The sequence below is a fragment of the Rhodococcus sp. C3V genome, assembly GCF_029269915.1.
Lineage (GTDB): Bacteria > Actinomycetota > Actinomycetes > Mycobacteriales > Mycobacteriaceae > Rhodococcus_F > Rhodococcus_F qingshengii.
The window spans coordinates 267,378-285,630 of record NZ_JARJBE010000005.1 but is presented as its reverse complement, the minus strand read 5'-3'; the positions used below and the strand labels follow the sequence as shown (position 1 = coordinate 285,630).

At 63.0% G+C, this 18,253-nt stretch carries 15 protein-coding genes and 1 pseudogene; 5 read left to right on the top strand and 11 right to left on the bottom strand.

Annotated elements, in window-relative coordinates:
• The first annotated feature begins 139 nt into the window (after positions 1-139).
• Positions 140-268 carry a hypothetical protein gene (locus tag P3G66_RS16185; protein WP_003943237.1) on the top strand — a complete coding sequence of 43 codons (129 nt, stop codon included), beginning with the start codon at positions 140-142 and terminating at the stop codon, positions 266-268.
• A gap of 61 nt (positions 269-329) precedes the next feature.
• On the opposite strand, the gene P3G66_RS16180 is transcribed toward P3G66_RS16185, so the two are convergent.
• The gene (locus P3G66_RS16180; RefSeq protein WP_276116845.1) at positions 330-1,214 is read right to left on the bottom strand and encodes an NAD(P)H-binding protein; all 885 of its coding nucleotides are present in this window, start codon (positions 1,212-1,214) and stop codon (positions 330-332) included.
• A gap of 56 nt (positions 1,215-1,270) precedes the next feature.
• Between P3G66_RS16180 and P3G66_RS16175 the strand changes: the two genes are divergently transcribed.
• Positions 1,271-1,597: a helix-turn-helix domain-containing protein gene (locus P3G66_RS16175; RefSeq protein ID WP_019745900.1), complete on the top strand. Its 327-nt coding sequence runs from the start codon at positions 1,271-1,273 to the stop codon at positions 1,595-1,597.
• Positions 1,598-1,605: 8 nt separating this feature from the next.
• On the opposite strand, the gene P3G66_RS16170 is transcribed toward P3G66_RS16175, so the two are convergent.
• The 7 genes and pseudogenes from P3G66_RS16170 to P3G66_RS16140 form a co-directional block, all read right to left on the bottom strand.
• Positions 1,606-2,667, bottom strand: a complete 1,062-nt coding sequence (locus tag P3G66_RS16170; RefSeq protein ID WP_081305499.1) for an alpha/beta hydrolase — start codon at positions 2,665-2,667, stop codon at positions 1,606-1,608.
• 83 nt (positions 2,668-2,750) lie between these two features.
• Positions 2,751-4,220, bottom strand: coding sequence for a cellulase family glycosylhydrolase (locus tag P3G66_RS16165; protein ID WP_054188370.1), 1,470 nt, complete (start codon positions 4,218-4,220; stop codon positions 2,751-2,753).
• Between the two features lie 80 nt (positions 4,221-4,300).
• Positions 4,301-6,424 carry a phospholipase C, phosphocholine-specific gene (locus tag P3G66_RS16160; protein ID WP_276116844.1) on the bottom strand — a complete coding sequence of 708 codons (2,124 nt, stop codon included), beginning with the start codon at positions 6,422-6,424 and terminating at the stop codon, positions 4,301-4,303.
• 104 nt (positions 6,425-6,528) lie between these two features.
• A complete protein-coding gene (locus tag P3G66_RS16155; RefSeq protein ID WP_276116843.1) occupies positions 6,529-8,265 on the bottom strand; it encodes an Ig-like domain-containing protein in 1,737 nt (578 codons plus the stop codon).
• 29 nt (positions 8,266-8,294) lie between these two features.
• Complete coding sequence (locus tag P3G66_RS16150) at positions 8,295-9,437, bottom strand: Ig-like domain-containing protein (protein ID WP_276116842.1); 1,143 nt, start codon at positions 9,435-9,437, stop codon at positions 8,295-8,297.
• A 269-nt stretch (positions 9,438-9,706) separates the two neighbouring features.
• Positions 9,707-10,216 carry an O-acetyl-ADP-ribose deacetylase gene (locus P3G66_RS16145; protein ID WP_042922970.1) on the bottom strand — a complete coding sequence of 170 codons (510 nt, stop codon included), beginning with the start codon at positions 10,214-10,216 and terminating at the stop codon, positions 9,707-9,709.
• Positions 10,217-10,801: 585 nt separating this feature from the next.
• Positions 10,802-11,644: pseudogene (locus P3G66_RS16140) on the bottom strand (ADP-ribosylglycohydrolase family protein); the annotation flags it as partial.
• Between the two features lie 78 nt (positions 11,645-11,722).
• Between P3G66_RS16140 and P3G66_RS16135 the strand changes: the two are divergent.
• The 3 genes from P3G66_RS16135 to P3G66_RS16125 all read left to right on the top strand — a co-directional run bounded on the left by P3G66_RS16135 (position 11,723) and on the right by P3G66_RS16125 (position 14,065).
• Entirely contained in the window at positions 11,723-12,403 is a 681-nt protein-coding gene (locus tag P3G66_RS16135; protein WP_003943269.1) for an NUDIX hydrolase, read from the top strand.
• Between the two features lie 61 nt (positions 12,404-12,464).
• Positions 12,465-13,589 (top strand): dihydrodipicolinate reductase, encoded by a 1,125-nt coding sequence (locus tag P3G66_RS16130; RefSeq protein ID WP_030536189.1) that lies wholly within the window; start codon positions 12,465-12,467, stop codon positions 13,587-13,589.
• The gene (locus P3G66_RS16125) at positions 13,586-14,065 is read left to right on the top strand and encodes a carboxymuconolactone decarboxylase family protein (protein ID WP_003943220.1); all 480 of its coding nucleotides are present in this window, start codon (positions 13,586-13,588) and stop codon (positions 14,063-14,065) included. Before P3G66_RS16130 ends, P3G66_RS16125 begins: the two co-directional genes overlap by 4 nt.
• A gap of 1 nt (position 14,066) precedes the next feature.
• Here P3G66_RS16125 and P3G66_RS16120 read toward each other — a convergent pair whose 3' ends face one another.
• The 3 genes from P3G66_RS16120 to P3G66_RS16110 are packed head-to-tail and all read right to left on the bottom strand — an operon-like array spanning position 14,067 to position 18,248.
• Positions 14,067-14,855 (bottom strand): SDR family NAD(P)-dependent oxidoreductase, encoded by a 789-nt coding sequence (locus P3G66_RS16120; protein WP_030536188.1) that lies wholly within the window; start codon positions 14,853-14,855, stop codon positions 14,067-14,069.
• Entirely contained in the window at positions 14,845-16,590 is a 1,746-nt protein-coding gene (locus P3G66_RS16115) for an amidohydrolase family protein (protein WP_276116841.1), read from the bottom strand. The genes P3G66_RS16120 and P3G66_RS16115 overlap by 11 nt, the downstream gene beginning before the upstream one ends.
• The gene (locus P3G66_RS16110; RefSeq protein ID WP_007730286.1) at positions 16,587-18,248 is read right to left on the bottom strand and encodes a class I adenylate-forming enzyme family protein; all 1,662 of its coding nucleotides are present in this window, start codon (positions 18,246-18,248) and stop codon (positions 16,587-16,589) included. Before P3G66_RS16110 ends, P3G66_RS16115 begins: the two co-directional genes overlap by 4 nt.
• Positions 18,249-18,253: the final 5 nt, after the last annotated feature.

Genomic DNA, 18,253 nt, shown 5'->3' with positions numbered 1-18,253 from the left:
GCTTTCAGGTGAGGGACCACACATTGCGCGTAACCCATAGTTACAGATACTTTGAGGTCAGCTGAAGTGGGGTGCCGGATATGTCGACATTTCCCGGAGGCGCAAAACCGTTTCACGACAGGAAGAAAGGTGACTCACCATGAGCGTTGTGCTTATTTCGTTGCTGGTCGCCGCTGGACTCACCGTGCTGGCCACCAGTGACGGTGCCGGTCTGGACTTCGGGAGTCGGCAGCTGAACCGCCAGTTGAAGACCCGCACGCACCGGTAACCCCGGAAATCGGCCGGCTCCACGCGATACTTCGCGGAGCCGGCCGTTTGCGTTGTTCCGGTCAGTTCACTCCGAGATCTACCAGCCAGGCCCGGGTGCTGCGGGCGACGATGCCCAAGGCAACGGCAGAACCCGTCGCGGAGTCGAACGCGACGCTGTCGGCAGATTCGAGCCCCGTGTAGAGCTGGGAAACCCCGACTGCTGCGCCCGCTCCGATGATCGGCGCAATCGACGCACCGAAGGCGTCGGGCGTCACGGCTTCGAAAGTTACCGCGCGCGAGAAGTGTTCGGCGAATGCCTCGGCCAGTTCGATGCCGGTGATCGCCGGAATCTGTCCGATGTCGACCGCGTCCGGTGCTACGTCGAGAGTCAGGGCCGCAACGGCTGCATCAGCGACGTCGAGATGTGAACTCCATGCGACCGCGAGATCGGCACGTAGTGGGTAACGCAGGACCCCTTCGTCTTTCACCCCCGACAGCACGGTGGGCAGAAGAAGATTCTCGAGGAACAAACGCGGGGTCAGGACGGTCACCGCGATACCTTCGGCGCGGAGTCCGTCGACGAGCTCGGAGAGAACGGGTGTGTTGGGACCGGCAAGCGGCGAAGTAGCGTCGCGGGTCACCGTGCCGCTGGTAGAGATCACGAACCGCGAAGGACCTGTCACTCTTGCTGCTGCCAGAACGTTGTGGGCGTAACCAGCTAGCGTCTCGGTGTCACCGGCGAGTGGCAGGTGGAAGAACACCCCGTCTACCCCGCGATAAGCGTCGGCGAGAGAGTCGACTGACGCATTGTCCGCGACGACGGTGTTCGCACCCTCGAACGTCTGGTCGGGGTTGCGGGTGATTGCTCGGACTTCGGCACCTGTCGATCCGGCGAGAACCGCGACCAATCCCGCGAGAACGGGAGAACCCTGTGCGCCGGTGGCGCCATGCACTGTGTAAGTCATGACGCCTATAGTTCAGATTGGGAACCAGTTACTTCAAGTGAACTAATGGGGAATCGATGAGTGAATCAGGTCACGTGCTTCCGGAGTGCGGCGTCGCGCGCTTTCTGCTGGTTCTGGACGGACCGTGGGCAACGCTGATCGTTCGTGAGCTCACGCACGGCCCGATGCGCTTCACGGAACTACGACGCGCATTGCCCGGCATCAGTCCCAGGACACTGTCCGCCAGGCTCAAGCGATTCGAGGAGTTCGATCTGGTGACCCGGACTGCCTACGCCGAGGTGCCGCCGCGAGTGGAGTACGAACTCACCGCGACGGGGATGGAACTGCGCTCCGTGCTCGAAGCGATGGTCGAGTGGGCGGATCTGGCACTCCCCGTTTCGTGACCCTGCCCTCAGTGCGGGCCCGAAAGTCCAACCCGCAGAGCGCCGCAGGCCTCGAACATCGCATCTTGACCGGTATGGCCGACACCGGTGGTGTTGACGAAGGCATGGATCAATCCACTGTGACGCCTGAGTGCAACCGGGACTCCGGCCTCTCGCAGCCGGTTCGCGTATTCCTCACCCTCGTCGCGTAGTGGGTCGAAACCGGCGACGGCAACGTACGCGGGCGGTAGGCCGGCCAGGTCCGGAGTGAGCAGCGGGGAGACTCGCGGGTCGAGGGCCGAAGCGCCGCCCGACAGGTAATGGGCTGCATACCAGTCGAGTTGGGCGTCGGTGAGAAAGAAGTCGGTGCCGAACATCTTGTGCGAAGGGCGCTTCGACGAAAGGTCCACCCAGGGGAAGAAGAGCAGTTGGAATACTGGTTTGACGTCGTCTTCGGTCGTGGACTGCGCGACGACGGCAGCCAGGTTCCCACCCGCGCTGTCTCCGCCTACCGCAATGGATTTCGGATCTGCACCCAGATCTGTGGCATGCTCGACGCAGTACCGGAATGCGGCGACGGCGTCATCGACCCCGGCGGGGAACGGGAACTCCGGCGCTAACCGGTAGTCCACCGACAACACACTGACCTCGCCGTGGCGGGCCAGGAAGCGGCACACACTGTCGCCGCTCTCGAGGCTGCCGAGGACGAACCCGCCGCCGTGGAAGTACACCAAAAGTGGAGCGGGCGTTGAGACTCCGGCCGGGCGATACAGCCGAGCCGGAATCGCGTGATCCCCGGCCGGGATCTCGAGGTCACGTACCGTCTCGATGTCGATGGGCGTACCGCCGAACAGTCGCGACTCGGCGTCGATCTGAGCCCGTCCCTCTTCGACCGGAAGATGCTCGAAGCTCGTACCTTCGACCGCTGAGAGCAATCTCAGCGCAAGCTGGATCTCGGGGTGCAGAGTCTGCCCGTCGATCTCCTTCGGCTTGCCACCGAGAATGCGCTGCGCGCCGGTCGGTAAGGCGCCGACGACATCGAGCACCACCCGCGCAACACGATCTTGGACAGACATCTTCTCCGTGGACATACTCGCCTTCCGTCGGCCGATCACCCGTCGCTTGTACGTTACGAAAGAACCGGACAAATATCCAGGAATCTCGGCGCTCGCGGTCAGCTTGCCGGCGTCACCGTGACTGTGACGGGGCCCGCGTCGTCCGCGGTTTCCACTGTGAGAAGACGGCTTTGGGGGTTCCAGTTCACGATGTCGGCGCCCGCGACGTCGACGCCGCCGGGAAAGCCGCTCTCGGGTAGATAGATCTCGGTCGGTGCCGTTACCGCGGGGTTCGGGGTGAACGTCAGCTGAAGGCGGTCAACGGTCGAGGACCATTCGGTGGGTGTGCCCGCGACGGCACGCGGATACGGCTTGTTCAGGGTGTCGACGAGGAGTGTCTGCGATCCGTCCGGCAGGTACGGGCCCCAAGGACCTGGATCACTGGACCAGTAGGAGACACCCGCGCCGAGTTCTCGGGCGGTCGTGTAGACGCGGTCGATGTAGTCGGTTGCGCCGGGCAGTGTTGTGTCGAGCCCGAATTCGCCGAGAATGATCGGAACGCCGCCGAGTACGTTGCCTGCGATGTGTTCGACGCTGTCGCGCCAGGTGTCGATGGTCGCGTCGGTGAGTGTGCGTGAGAGGCCGGAGTATCCGTCACCGAGGTCGAGGGGCAGCGGGTACAGGTGTGGGCAGTAGGCGATTCGCTGTTCGCCGGCTCGTGGGTCGTTGATCTTCGTGAGCCCGCTGGGGACACCTTGGTTGACGCCGACGGCCTGCGGGGCCACACACACCCAGCTGTCCTGATCAACTTCCCTGATGGCGTTGGTGGTTCGCTGATACAGGGCAGCGAGGGGCCCACCTTCGAAGGCGGGGCCTTGGAGGGAACCGCCCCACGGCTCGTTCATGAGGTCGTATGCCACGACGGTGTCATTGCCTGCAAAACGTTCGGCCACCGCCTGCCAGGCGTTCGCGTAGTGCTCGACCAGTTCGGGATGTTGGCCGGTGGTGTTCCAGAAGTTGTCGAATGCACGCATCACACCGGGTTGGACGTAGTACAGCTCCCACCGGTCTTGAGGGGTGACCGGAAGGCCGTCCATGTAGGTCGCCCAGGCCGGCGCGCCGTTGCCGATGTTGCCGGCGCCGTTGCCGCTGTTGCCCTCTGGTGTGATCGCGCCGGAGTAGACGTCCTGATGCATGTCGAGCATGACCTTGTACCCGCGTTCGGCGTACCAGCTGACCCGGTCCTCGACGCGGTCCAGATATTCCTGGTCGTACTGTCCCGGCTCTGGCTCCACCGAACGCCAGGAGATCAGGAAACGCACGAAATTTGTTCCCATGTCGGCATGTTCGCGCTCGAGATCGGCTTCGGTGAACTTCGGCATGCCGTCGGGTGCGCTTTTTGCGCTCGACGCCGTGTTGAACCCTCGCAGGATCAAGGAGCGCCCGGCGTCGTCGGTCAGGTACGACGGTGGCACCGACGTGCCATCGGCGCTCCCCGACGTGGGCAGGCTGCCCTGAGCCGCGGCAATTCCGCCGCCCAGTATCAGTGAGCCCGCGACTATCAGTGCTGAGAGCGGGATACGACGCACGGAAACTCCTTCTGGGTGTGTGGATGGATTGACTTGTCCGAATGGGGATTCGGCCCTGGGCTTGAACGCTCGGTGTCGATTCACGTCGGTTGGCTTACGCTGGTCCGCCCGTTTTCGATGTGTCCGACGAGCACGCGCTTGAATTCAGGATCTTCGTCGACCGTCACGGCGGCCTGATACCAGCCGTCCACCGAACGCACCGTCCACTGAGAGTGTGCACCGGCAGCGAGTTTGCGTCGGTTTCCGTCCACATTGACCGTCAGTGCACGACTTCCGGAATTGGTCGCCGTCAGTACAAGCGTGCGCGTCCCTGCGTCGACAGTTGTCGAGACCTCGAGCGAAGCTGCCGCACTGTCGGTAGCTCCGCTGAACTCGCGCCTGAAACCGTTGGGACCCAACAGGGTCAGGCTGTAGACGCGATCACTGAGCGCAACGGTGTCGTCGACCTCGCCGACGACGTCGTAATGCCGTGGCTCGTCGAACTCACCTGCGTACGGGTACATGGCCAGGTGCGTTGATGCGGCGCCGGTATTGGCCAGATGGACCGCCAACGAGCCGGTTTCCGGGTTCACCGTCGTGTAGGCGTCGGGCTGATAGGGAAGTGCCCGTGCTGGTCTAGTGCCGTTCTCCTGCAGAGGCATTCTCTGTTCGGTGGGCGGGGTCGGTGTCCACCGCGGTTCCAGCGGCGGAATGGGTTGCGGGCGCGCCAAAGTCGGTCGACTACGCGGGTTGGCGAAGTCGAACGCCGACGTCAGGTCGCCACTCACCGTGCGTCGCCACGGGTCGATTTCCGGTTGCGTGATTCCGAACCGCTTCTCCAGGAACTGCGTGACGGACGTGTGGTCGAACACTTGTGAACAAACGAAACCGCCAACAGTCCACGGCGAGATGATCGTCATCGGCACCCGCGGGCCGAGACCGAGCGGCTGATTGCCGACCCATTCGGCTTCGACCGAGCGCGGCGGTCGAGGTGGCGGTACATGGTCGAAGTACCCGTCGTTCTCGTCGAAGTTGACGATCACGGCCGTCTTCGCCCACAGATCCGGATCGGACGCGATGGCGTCGAGTACTTGATAGAGCAGTGTTGCGCTCGCTGCCGGTGACGAACCCGATGGGTGCTCCGAATCCACCTCGGACGGAACGAGATAGCTGACTTGCGGCAGTCGACCGGACTCGACGTCTTTCCTGAACTCGGCGGCCAGTGTGCCGGGCCGGGATCGGTACAGCGCGCGATCGTAGAGTTGGCGATCAGCAGGCGACAGTTGGTCTGCGGCATTCGCGAGGGCCAGTACCGCTGCGTCCTGGACCGGCGCCGGCATCGACGGCAGGGCGAGATAGAACCCGGCCAAGGTCTGGAGTTCGTAGGGGAGCAGGCTCGGCCGGCCAAGCAGCCCTGCCGCCACTTTCTTGAAGGCGGTGAAGTATTCGAGGTTGTTGTCTCCGAAGTTGTCCCACTCCTGGTAGGTCTTCCAGGAAATGCCGGCGGACTGCAACCGCTCGGGGACCGTCGTCCATCCGTAACCGGCGTGCCAGGGGTTGTAGGCCGCGTTGGTTACAGCTCGTCCCCCGGGACCGGGTGGATCCGAAGGCAGGACCGACTCGGTTGGATTCGGCGAAAGTGGCTCGTATCCCGTGTATCCAGAGACCCAATAGTTCCGGTTGGGGCTCGTGGACGTCGGAACGGAGCAGTGGTAGGCGTCGCAGATCGTGAACGCGTCCGCCAGTTCGTAGTGAAAGGGAATGTCTTGCCGGTCGTAGTAGGCCATCGTCGTGCCGGTTTTTGCCGCGATCCAACCGTCGTGCCAGCCGTCGGCGAGTGCGGCATGTCCGCCCGCCCAGCTGTGGTCGAGTCCGGTCACGTTCTGGGTGTCCATGCGTTGCGCCGCAGCCGAATCGCGGATAGGGAAGGGGAGCACAGGACCGGTAGGCCCGGGTTGTTCGAAGACGCTGTGGCCGCCGCGCAGACGCAGCGCATTCGGATCCCCGAATCCGCGAACACCCCTCAGTGCGCCGTAGTAGTGATCGAAAGATCGGTTCTCCTGCATGACGAGGACAACATGCTCGATCGAATCGAGCCCGCCGGAGCTGACGGGTGTCGCCAGTGCACGCTGAAGCGACGGCGGGAGAAGGGAAGTAGCGGCGACTGCAGTTGCACCGACCCCGGCGGCGAGAAACGACCGTCGGGAGAGAGGATTCCTAGACACTTGTGCTCCATCGATAAATCAATCGGTTCTGTGACTGCGGCCGTGACATGCTGTTGCCGCTGCTCCGAATCGGTGCAGCGGCAACAGTGTCGAGCGAATTGCGATCAGGATCCGAAGAGACCACTCAGCGAGCCGAGGCTGCCCGAGCCGCCGTCGTCAGGCGCAGCAGAAACCTTGACGACGGATTCGTCCGACGCGGACTGTGTGAATCCACTTCGCCCGGCGTATGACGCCTTGATCCGATGATCGCCCGTCGATGCGAAAGTGTGCGTCAGTCGCGCCACTCCATCGACTCCGACGACAACGGGCTGTCCGATGGGTTGGTCGCCGTCGTAGAACTGAACCGAGCCCCCGCCGGGGTTGGGGGTGACCGTCGCGGACAGTTCTGCCGCGACATTCTGCTTGGTCGTCGCGGGAGCTGCCAGTGAGGTCGAGGTGGTGACATCGGACGGTGCGGGATCAGACACGGTGACCGTTTGAGCGGATGCCATCGACGGCATGAATCCTGTTGCGCCGGAGTAGTAGGCCGAGACGGCATGAGATCCAGCCGAGGTGAAGGCATGTTCCAAGGTGGCTTTGCCGTCAGCGCCCACCGGGATCGGAGCGCCGATATCTGCAGCGCCGTCCTTGAACTGGAGAGTGCCACCGGCGGGTGTCGGCGTGACCTGCGCCCTCAGCGACACCGATATGCCCGTCTTCGCATCGGTAGGAACGTTCACGGCAGTGTCGGTCTGCTTGACGACAGGTGCGGCAGTCACCGTGACCATTGCCTCGGTCGAGTTGGAACTCTGGAATCCGTTGACTCCCTGGAACGTTGCGGAGACCCGCGCGGTTCCGGCGGTGAAGAAGGTATGCGGTAGCCGGGCAGTGCCGTCGGCGCCCGGAGTGACCGGTGTACCGACGTCGGCGCCGTCCACCCTGAACTGCACGTTTCCGTTGACCGGAGCCGGATCCACCTTTGCGACAAGCTCGGTCGGTGTGCTGGCTTGGATCGAGCCGGGCATCTGGATTGTGGTGGTTGTCGGTTGGCTGACGTAGATGGTGGTCAGGGCCTGCCCACCGGCGTTGAGGCCGGAGTTCCTGTTGTCCCGCGGGGAGCAGTTGTAGCGCTCCCAGTAGTTGACTGTGAAGACATCCTTTTCGCGCTGGACGAATGTGAGCGCATTTCGGTCGTCGTCGTAGTTGGCGGAACCGGGATCGGAAACCCTCAGCGAAGGCTTGATCTCGGTACCGGCCGCACCGGCTTTGACCGTGACGTCGACTGCGGGGAGTCGGAACTTGGTGTTGGCACCGACGATGATGCCGTCACTCGATCGAACTGCGGAGGACGGACCGTTTCCGGTGGTTCGATTCGATCCGGAGATACGCAGGTGCGTACCGGATGCCGATGGATTACCGCCGTCGTCGATCCGTGTGACTGTCGGAGTGGCACTGTCGGATCCGAGGCCGTACGCACTGTCCGCCACAAGCTGGGAACTCACGAATTCGACGCCGGACGGGATGTCGAAGTCGTACTTGATACGGGCCCAATGCACGACTCCACGGCTGGCATGGCCGCCGCTGTTTGCCTTCATCTCGTTCGGCTGCACGCGGTAGGTGATGGTCTCACCTGGTGCCGCGGTGGTCGGCGCGGTGATGGTGACTCCCGAGCCGAGTGTCTCGTTGAACGTGATCGGGCTTGCCACACCGTCCATCTCGCGCACATGGCATGCAGTTGTGAAGGCCACGCTCTTGGTCTCGGGGGCAGCCGAGGCGATCCCGCCGCCGGCGATCGAAAACAGGCCGCCGGCCAGTACCGAGACGGTTGCAATCGCAGAGCCGCGCAACAGTTTCGAGTTCATCGAGGAAACCTGGTTTCTGCTCACAGTTTTCACGACCCGAATCCGGGGGTGCCGAGGCTACCGAGGCTCCCGGTGCCAGGCTCGGGCTCGGAAGGTTCGACGACGTTGATCGTCACGGCACCCGACATCGACTCCATGAAGCCGGCAGATCCCGTGTAGTACGCCGTGATGTTGTGGTCGCCCGCTGTTGTCATCGTGCGGTTGGCCTTCGCGACGCCGTTGACGACGGCCACCGGAGCGCCGAGGTCAACCCCTCCGTCGCGGAACTGCACTGTTCCTCCCGACGGCCACGGAGTGACCGTTGCCGTCAACTCCACGGAGTCACCGACGACGGCCTTACCGGGTGCGTCGATTCGCGTCTGTGTCTGAGCGAGGCTGGAGTCGACGTTGATCACGGCGAGCGGCCGGCCGCCGGCGTTCAATCCGGCCGAACGATTGTCGCGTGGTGAGCAATTGGTGGTCAGCCAGTATTTGACGCCGCCGAGCAAGGTCTCCTGCTGCAGGAAGGTCAGGTAGTTGGCGGCACTGTCGTAGGAACCCGAGTTGGAATCGGACACGCGCAGCGTGGGCTTGATCTGGGTGCCGACAGCCCCTGACGTGACGGTGACGTCGACTGCCGGGAGCTGGAACGTCTTTCCTCCACCGACCTCGATTCCGCCGCCGCCGTTGTCGTCGGTGTTGGGTCCGTTGCCCGCCGTGATGTTGTTGCCGGAGATACGAAGATGCGTCCCACTCGGATCGGGTGAACCGGCATCGTTCACCCGCGTGATCGTCGGGGCGACCCCACCCAGATTCGAGCTGGTGCCGGCCACGATCTGCGCCCCCACGTAGGAGGTGCCTGCAGGGATGTCGAAATCGAACTTGAGACGCGTCCAGTTCACGACGGACCTGAGGTCGTAACCGTCCTTGGGGACCGTCATCGGCTTGGGCGCGAGGCGGTATGTGAAGGTGGAGTTCGGCGGGACCACGGCCGGCGCACTGATCGTGACGCCGGAATCACGCGTCTCGTTGTGTGTGATCGGTCCGGGGAACTGCCACCCGTGGCACGATGCCGTGAACGGAAGGTCCACATCAGCGGCGGACGAGGCTCCGGCTCCGCCGATCACGAGGGCAACGCATCCGGTCATCGACGCGGCCACCCCCACTCCTCGGCGCATCAACGTCGACACCATTCACATTCTCCTTGAGTAGCGCTCGACAAGATCGAGCTCTCGGCTTGAAGCCGGGTCCGGGAACCGGCCTCGAGCTGACAGAGAATCGAATACGTCTCGTCGTTTGCTCATCACCAGCTCAAACCCTGGAGAGGAGTAGAACACAGAGCGAGCCGGAGAATATGCGATTCGGACAAATTGTTGGACAAACGTCCAACCGGTGAAATTTCTCCACTTCTCCGACCGCTCTGCACTGCTTTAACGTGGTGTGAAGGGGGCCCGGTAAACGGTCAGGCGATCGCGCGGCGCATCAGGTCTGCCGTCTCCTTGTTGAATGCGACCAGTGTGACCGTCTCGACCTCGGTCTTCGCCGCGCGAATCGCTGAAACGGCCTGTCGGACGGCATCTTCCTTCGGCCAGCCGTAGACCCCTGCCGAGATCAACGGAAAGGCGACGGTTCGCGCGCCGATCGAGTCGGCCACGGCGAGGCTGCGGGTGTACGCCGACCGAAGCAATCCGGATCGGTCCTCGGAGCGCGAATACCTCGGGCCGACGGTGTGAATCACGGCCTTGGCGTGCAGCTTTCCCGCGGTGGTGGCCACGGCCGCACCCACCGGCAGGCCGTCGGGAAGGCTGGTGTTGCGCAATACCTCGCAGGCCTTCAGGATCTCCGGTCCTCCGGCTCGGTGGATCGCGCCGTCGACACCGCCACCACCGAGGAGCCTGGAGTTGGCCGCATTGACGATGGCGTCGACCGTCAGCGTCGTGATGTCACCTTCGACGACTGTAATAGCGGGCATGGATCCTCCTGGGTACCCGACGGCTGTGTGTCCGACGGCCGCGTTTCCGACTGCCGTGTTCCAGAGTTCACGCTTCGGGCGAGCCCACGGCATAGCCGAGCGTACGTCGTAGGGATCACGTCCGATCAACATCGAGTATCGCGCTGCAACCGACGGCGTGCGACTGTGCGCCTGAACGCAATGGAGGAGTACGCGCTTTCCCTCGGCCCGCAACGCCTGGACGGTGCGCGCTGCGTCGTCGAGAACGAACTCGAGGTTGGCGTTGGAATCGTGACCGTCGTCGACCAACCAGAACTCGACGTGATCAGGCGCGACCTGTCGTGTTCCCATGCGGCACAGGCTGACCACGGCGTCGTAGTCTGCAGTGGACACCGCATCGACGCCGCCGAGCGTGACGCCGTCGTCGTGCGGGTGCGTCGTCAGGTGGTGGGTTCCGCGAAACCTCGAGTAGTCGAGTTCTGCCGTCGACGGCCATCCGTTCTTGTCGTCGGTACCGCCGCGAGCAGTCTTTATTGCCAGGCGAATCAGATCGGAGGAACGGTATCCCGGCCAGCCATGCATGATTCGGCGCCAACGGGCGGGAACCGCCGACGCTCCCCAGCGGGCGCCGAGGAGGCCACCCGCGATGGCCGCCGTCGTGTCGGTGTCCCCGCCGGCTCTTACTGCTGCTTCCAATGCGTACTGGAGGTGGCGAGCATCGCCATTGTCCGTGGAAGTGATTGCCCACCAAGCAGTCTGAAGTGCATGCACCACCCAACCGTTCTTGGAGAAGTCCTGCGGGTTCCCGGTTTCGGCCTGATCGAGCAGCGGGCCCCAGTATTCGGCGACGTCCTGATCGGCAACGGAGAGGAAGCCGCGAACACCGTCGAAGTTGCCGGAGACAACGGCATGGCGGATGGCATGGGTCCACAACTCGCACGCCTGTCCGGCACGCGGGTCGTCGTGCGTGAGTGAACTGATCCGGTGCGCTGCCGACCTGGCACCTTCTGCATCGTCCAAGTAGGAGAGGGCGACGGGAGCAGTCCGCATGAGCGAGCCGTTGCCGGCTTTGCGGCCGCTGATCGCCCGCGCACGATCCGCCATCGCCGCTGCGCTTTCGGAGCGGACGGACAACACTGCTCGCGTCTGGTTGCCGATGTCCGCGGGCTTCGAGTCGTACCACCGGATGAACTGTGCTGCAATGGCATCGAGACCGTCAGCGCTTCCGATGTCGATTCCGGTAGCGGCCACCTCGGCGATCGCAACTGCTATCGAGGCGTCGTCGGTCCATTCTCCCGGCGCCCAGTCGAACGGGCCGCCACCGATCATGTCGATCGTGACCTCGGCCTTCGGGTAGGTGAATTCGTAGCCGGCGCCGAGCGCGTCTCCTGCTGCGGTGCCGAGCAGAACGCCGGCCGCTCGATCGGACTGCTGTGCGGTGAGTTTCATAGCCACCTCTTCGGTTCGCGATGATCGTTTGATCAACTTTGCGCTAACCATAGATCATGTTTGAGATAACATGCAAGGGTGAATAAATGGACAGACACGAGCGGCAAGGGATTGACGGACTATCCGCGTCCGTCTGTGGCAGTGGACGTCGCGGTGCTGACGTACAGCGGTGGATCTCTGAAAGTTCTGGTGGTTCGGCACCGTCTCGGTGCGCTGGCGCTACCGGGAACATTTCTGCACGAACGCGAATTGCTCACGGCCGCAGCCGATCGTGCCCTGTCGGTCAAGGCAGAGTTGGCCCAGACGAGCTTCCACCAGTTGGCGATCTTCGACCGACCGGACCGCGACGACCGTGGATGGGTTTTGTCGGTCGCACACACGGCTTGCCTACCGGAATCGGCACTGCCCGATTCGGCGCTTCTCGTCGATGTGTACGACGACGAGGCAGTGAGCGGACTCGCATTCGATCACGCCGACATGGTGCGACTCGCGGTCACGGACCTACGCACGAGGTATGCGTCGTACGTGGATCCGGACGGATTGTCGGGCGGGACGTTCACCGTCGCCGAACTTCGGGGACTCTACGAGGTGATCTTCGATCGTCCGTTCCAGAAGGACAGCTTCCGCCGGCAGGTGTTCGACGCGCTCGAAAGTACCGGCGAGATGAGCAGACCAGGTAACGGCCGACCCGCCGAGACGTACCGGAGGCGGGGTGACGGCGCACTGACTGCGCAGGCAATGGCATTTTTGACCGGATGAAGTGAAACGAATTCTTGCAGTTCTGCTGACCTGACGCGCTGAGCTGGGTAATGTCCGATTGATGGGTGCAGTTTCGAATGAAGCCGAGTCCAAGATTCCGACTGTCGTGTGGGGTACCGGCAACGTCGGGCGTGCATCGATTCGCGCTGTGACAGCCAATCCGGCCCTCGAACTTGTCGGCGTCATCGTTGCGAACCCCGAGAAGGTCGGGCGAGACGCCGGTGACCTCGCCGATCTGGGAGTGCACCTGGGCGTCGCGGCTACCGACGACGCCGATGCCGTGCTCGCAGCGTCTCCCGGCGCGGTGGTCTACGCGGCGTCCGGCGACATTCGGCCCGACGACGCGGTTGCCGACATCACGCGGGCACTGGCCGCCGGAGCTGTGGTGGTCACGCCGTCCGTATATGCGCTGTACGACCCGAAATCTGCGCCTCCCGAACTTCGTGATCCCGTCGAAGCTGCTGCCAAGGCGGGCGGCGGCGCTCTGTTCGTCTCCGGTATCGACCCAGGCTGGGGCAACGACATCCTGCCGATTCTCGTCAGCGGGCTCGCGGGGACAATCGACCAGATCCGGTGTCAGGAAATCTTCGACTACACGACCTACGAACAGCCGGATTCTGTCCGCTACCTGATCGGGATGGGTCAGCCGATGGACTACGAACCTCCCATGGTCGCGCCGACCGTACCCACCATGGTCTGGGGCGGGCAGATTCGGCTCATCGCCCGGGCACTCGGGGTGGAACTCGACGAGATCCGCGAGACCTTGCTGCGCCGCCCGCTCGAGGAAACCGTGTCGACCGAACATATGGGGGAGTTCGCGGCCGGCACCCAAGGCGCACTGCGATTCGAGGTTCAGGGAATCGTCGGCGGGGAACCACTGATCGTGATCGAACACGTCACGCGTATTCATCCGTCCTGTGCCCGCGACTGGCCGCTCCCGCCCGACGGCGGCGACGGCGCGCACAAGGTGATCGTCGAAGGACGACCACGAATCGAGATCAACGTCGAAGCCACCGATGAAGGTGGAAATCGCGCGGCCGGTGGAAATGCCACGGCCGTAGGACGTCTCGTCAACGCAATTCCCTGGCTACGTCAGGCTGAACCCGGTCTCTACGACGCGCTGGACGTTCCGCTCACACCCGGCGTCGGCAAGCTCGGTGCCCGAAACTCGGAGGTACTCACATGAATATCGACATACCCGAAGGCAAGAATCCGATCGGCTACGTGTGGGGAGAGATGGTCCCCGGCATCGGACCCGCGGCCGCCGGGTTCTCCCAAAAGGTCTACACGGACGGCACTCTCGGACTCCGCGAGTTCGAGGCGGCCAGGCTTCGGATCGCTCAGATCAACGGGTGCATCTTCTGTCAGGACTGGCGCACCGAGCGTGACGGCGAGACTGTGGAGTCGACGTTCGATCAGTCTGTCACCGACTGGCGCACCACCGATGCCTTCGACGACAGGACGCGCCTCGCTGCCGAATACGCCGAGAGATACGCCCTCGACCACCACGGACTCGACGACGAGTTCTGGGAACGCATGACCGCTCACTATTCCCAGCGAGAAATCGTCGAGTTGAGCATGTGCCTCGGATCGTGGTTGGCCTTCGGCCGGCTCAACCACGTCCTCGGCCTCGATACTCAATGTGTGTTGCCCGGTAACTGAACTAGTTGCCCAGCGTCGTCAGATCCGGGTAGTTCGAGACCTCCCAGCCGCCGTCGACGACCAGACTGGTTCCGGTGATGTACGAGGCGTCGTCGCTGGCGAGATAGAGGCAGGGGCCCGCGATCTCGTCGGGAGTTGCCGCTCGGGACATGGGGATTCGGCTGAGAAACATGTCGCGGGCGGGTTCGTAGTTCATGACCGGCGCGACCAGTGGCGTGTCGACCAGGCCGGGTAGAACGGCATTGACCCGGATCCCCGACGCAGCCAGTTCGATCGCGGCATTCTTGCTGAACATCTCGACTCCGGCTTTGCCTGTCGCGTATGCGCTCCCGTAGGGGCTCGGCACGTGCGCGTTCAATGAGGACACGTTGACTATCGCACCACCGCGACCGTGCTCTCGGATATGCCGCGCTTCATGTTTGGTGCAGAGGAAGACGCCCTTCTGCACCAGGTCGATGGTGAAGTCCCAGTCGGCCTCGTCGAGGTCGACGATCTGCCCCACCCTCGACGCACCGGCAACGTTGAAAGCCAGATCGATACCGCCGAATTCCGCCGCCGCCGCGGCAAGGGCCTCGGCAACATCGGATTCCTTGGTGACGTCAGTGGGAACGGCGAGGAAGGCCCCGCCGTGCTGGGAGGCTATCTCTTTCAAACCCTCTGCAGCGATGTCGATTCCAGCTACCTGTGCGCCTTCGTCGATAAGCCTTAGTGCGATGGCTGCACCGATACCTGATGCTGCTCCAGTGACGACTGCTGTTTTCCCGGCAAATCTGGACGTGTTAATGGGCACCTGCTTTCAAGAACTTTCCGGTTCGGCGGTTGCCGAGAACGGGTGCTGCTTCTCCGTCGCCGAAGACGTACTCGCCGCCGACGAACACTGCGGTGACGGTCTGGTCGTTGCGATTGACCATGCGGGAGAGGTTGTCGTACTCCACAACCGGGCTTTCCGCGTACGCGTCGAGCGAATCGTCGAGATGAGCGGGATCGATCACAACCAGGTCGGCGCGATCACCTAATCGAAGGTGCCCGGCATCGATGTCGTACCACTCGGCGAGTTCACCGGTGAGACGATGCACCGCTGCCTCGACGGTCATGAACGGACGGCCGACCTTTTGGGCATCGTAGACACGTCGTAGTAGGCGTAAGCCGAAGTTGTAGAACGCCATGTTGCGCAAATGCGCTCCGGCGTCGGAGAACCCGAGTTGGACGCCATTTTCCTGGGCGAACTTGTCCAAAACCTCCGGCCGGTGGTTCGAGATGGTTGTGCGCCAACGCACTTTCGTGCCGTGTTCGAGGACCAGATCCAGGAATGCATCGACAGGGTGGAGGCCGCCACGTTCGACGCCGACCTGCCCGAAGCTCTTGCCGACCAGGGATTCGTCGGGGCAGGAGACGATCTCGGCGTCGAAGAAATCGCGATGCCAAACTTTGACACCGAACTTCTGGTCGTAGTCCTTGCGGAATTGTCGACGGTAATCCTCGCTCTGCATGAGGACGTTGCGTTCCATCTCGTCGGTCAGATGCAGTGCTGCAGCGCCAGATCCGAACTCCTCGAAGACAACCAGGTCGATGCCGTCGGCATATACCTCGAAGGGAACTGGCAGGTGCTGCCAGCGCAGGTCGCCGCCGAGTTGATTGACCAAGTGTGCCAGTGGGCCGAGTATCACCACGGCCAACTTGTTGGACTTGATGTCGGCCGCCGAAAGCATGCTCGTCTTGAGTCGCTTACGCCAGATACCCGCGCTGGAGAACGCCATCGCTCCGGTACTCATCGGGTTGGAGAGGTCAGGTCCGGCCTGAAATACCCGTCCCCGACGGCGCAGGATCGCATTGAGTCGGCGTCGTTCTTTCGTGGTTGCATACGTCGACGGCAGCGTGCGTGAGCGGCAGGTCTCGCCGTCGAGTTTGTCGAACAACAATTGCTGACTGGACATCCCGACGAATCCTGCGGCGAGAGCTTCGGTCAACTGTGCTTCCATCGACGCGAGTTCGGCGTCTGTGGGATGGACGTCCTTCCTGGTAGCACGATCCAGTCCCATCTCGGTGGCCCGCATATCGGAGTGTCCGATGAAGGCTGCAACATTGGGACCTAGCGGAAGCGCCTCTAGTGCAGCAACATACTCGCTCGCAGAGTTCCAGGTCTTGGCACGGTTGAGTGCGTCGACGACGTGCTTACGCGGAATTGCCTCTACTCTGCCGAAGAGATCACCCGCGTCGGAGGGGCTGGCGTGAATGGTGGACAGGGAACACGATCCGACAAAGATCGACGTGACCCCGTGTCTGAGCGATTCGCTCAGTGCCGGGCCTTCGAGGATCTCGACGTCGTAGTGGGTGTGGATGTCCACGATGCCCGGGATCACCCACTTGCGTCTCGCGTCGATGACACGGGGACAGTCGGTTTCGTCGAGTGGATCGAGGGAGATGGCAGTAACCAACCCATCGCGGATACCCAGATTGCGGACAGCTGGTTTGGCCCCGGTGCCGTCGAACCACAGACCGTTGTTGATCACGGCGTCGTAGGTCATGAGAGAACCACCTTTGCACGTATCGTTTTTCCGGTTGCATTGCGGGGCAGAGGAGTTGTGCTCAGTTTCCACTTCACCGGCACCTTGAAGTAAGCCAGTCGTTCGGCGACGTAGTCGCGTAGTTCTTCTTCGCCGGCGGCTCCCTCACTCCGCAAAACGACGACGGCTGCAACTTCTTGGCCGAGGTCTGCCGAATCAATGCCGATCACAGCGCATTCGAGTACGGCGGGATGCTCGTCGATGGTCTGCTCGATTTCGAGAGGGTAGACGTTCTCGCCGCCGCGCAGGATCAGATCGGACCGGCGACCCGTCAGACGGAGCCGGCCGTCCTCGAACACTCCGAAGTCGCCGGTTCGGAGCCATCGATCAGGACCGATAGCGGCTGCAGTCGCGGTCTCGTCGTTCCAGTACCCCAACATCACATAGGCGCTGCGCGCACAGATCTCACCTTCCTCGCCGTCGGGGACTGCAACACCGAAGGGGTCGCGCACCTCCACGCTCACCCCGATGATCGGCCGGCCGAGAGTTCCGGGGAACGCGGCAAGTTCCGGTGGTGTGGCAACTGAAATGCCGGTGGAGGATTCGGTGAGCCCGTAGCTGTCGACCAAGGTGTGCTGCGCAAAAGGCAGTCGTGCGCGCAGTCGGTCCTGCAAGGCCGGAGATGACGGCGCAGACGCGAGCGCAAAGGCGCTCAGTGAGGTCAGGTCGTACTTCTCGAGACTGCCGTACTCGAGGAGACGGGTTGCCATGGTGGGGACCACCGCCCAGTTTGTGACCTTCTCGCGTTCGACGAGGGAAAGGACTTCGTCGACGTCGAAGGCGCCCTGATGGATGACCACCGCTCCGCCCGTCGCGAGTCGTGGGATCGCCAGGTTATGCAGGCTTGCAATGTGAAACAGCGGCGCGGTCAGCAGATACCGCAAGTCACTCGGTCGGCCGTCGCTGGGTTTGCCGGTGAACGCCGCAGCGAGGCGATCGCTGTAGCGGTGGTAGTCGATGACGGCCAACACGTTTCGGTGACTGTGAACAGCCCCCTTGGGGCGGCCACTGGTTCCGCTCGTGTACAGGATGACGGCCGGATCGTCCTCGTTGACGGAAGTACGGGGCAGTGTCGATCCCGAATACTTCTCCATCAAGGTAGGTAGATCTTCTTCCATCGTGAGTACGGGAACATCGGTGTTCAGTTCGGAAAGAATCTGCGCGCGTTTGGCGTCGGCGATCACCACTGTGGGGGTGGTGTGATCGATGCCGTACGCCACCTCGCGGGCCACCCACCACGAGTTGAATCCGACGGCGATGGCACCGAGGGACTGAGCCGCCCAGAAGGTCATCACCCATTCCGGCGTATTGGCAGCAAGTATGCCGACCCGATCACCCTTGCGGACGCCGTACCGCTCGCGGAGCGCCGTCGCCAATGCTGCTACGGCCTCGCCGTGCTCGAGGTAGCTGAAGCGTCGGTCCTTGGTCACCAGATAGTCGCGTGATCCGTAGTCGAAGGATGCAGCGAGCACGTCGCCGAGTGCCTTGTCACGGTTCTTCATGACGGGCATCGAACTGCCCAGTACATCCTCGACTTGCATCTCGAAAGGACCACCGGGGCCGGTCAGCCCGGCCATGACGGACGCGATGAATGCTTGTGTATCAGCGGAAGTAGTCACGTGAA

Excerpts from the sequence above, each read along its gene's own strand:
- P3G66_RS16185 (WP_003943237.1), top strand. The coding sequence starts at position 140 with ATGAGCGTTGTGCTTATTTCGTTGCTGGTCGCCGCTGGACTCACCGTG.
- P3G66_RS16180 (WP_276116845.1), bottom strand. The coding sequence starts at position 1,214 with ATGACTTACACAGTGCATGGCGCCACCGGCGCACAGGGTTCTCCCGTT.
- P3G66_RS16175 (WP_019745900.1), top strand. The coding sequence starts at position 1,271 with ATGAGTGAATCAGGTCACGTGCTTCCGGAGTGCGGCGTCGCGCGCTTT.
- P3G66_RS16170 (WP_081305499.1), bottom strand. The coding sequence starts at position 2,667 with ATGTCCACGGAGAAGATGTCTGTCCAAGATCGTGTTGCGCGGGTGGTG.
- P3G66_RS16155 (WP_276116843.1), bottom strand. The coding sequence starts at position 8,265 with ATGAACTCGAAACTGTTGCGCGGCTCTGCGATTGCAACCGTCTCGGTA.
- P3G66_RS16150 (WP_276116842.1), bottom strand. The coding sequence starts at position 9,437 with ATGGTGTCGACGTTGATGCGCCGAGGAGTGGGGGTGGCCGCGTCGATG.
- P3G66_RS16145 (WP_042922970.1), bottom strand. The coding sequence starts at position 10,216 with ATGCCCGCTATTACAGTCGTCGAAGGTGACATCACGACGCTGACGGTC.
- P3G66_RS16130 (WP_030536189.1), top strand. The coding sequence starts at position 12,465 with ATGGGTGCAGTTTCGAATGAAGCCGAGTCCAAGATTCCGACTGTCGTG.
- P3G66_RS16125 (WP_003943220.1), top strand. The coding sequence starts at position 13,586 with ATGAATATCGACATACCCGAAGGCAAGAATCCGATCGGCTACGTGTGG.
- P3G66_RS16115 (WP_276116841.1), bottom strand. The coding sequence starts at position 16,590 with ATGACCTACGACGCCGTGATCAACAACGGTCTGTGGTTCGACGGCACC.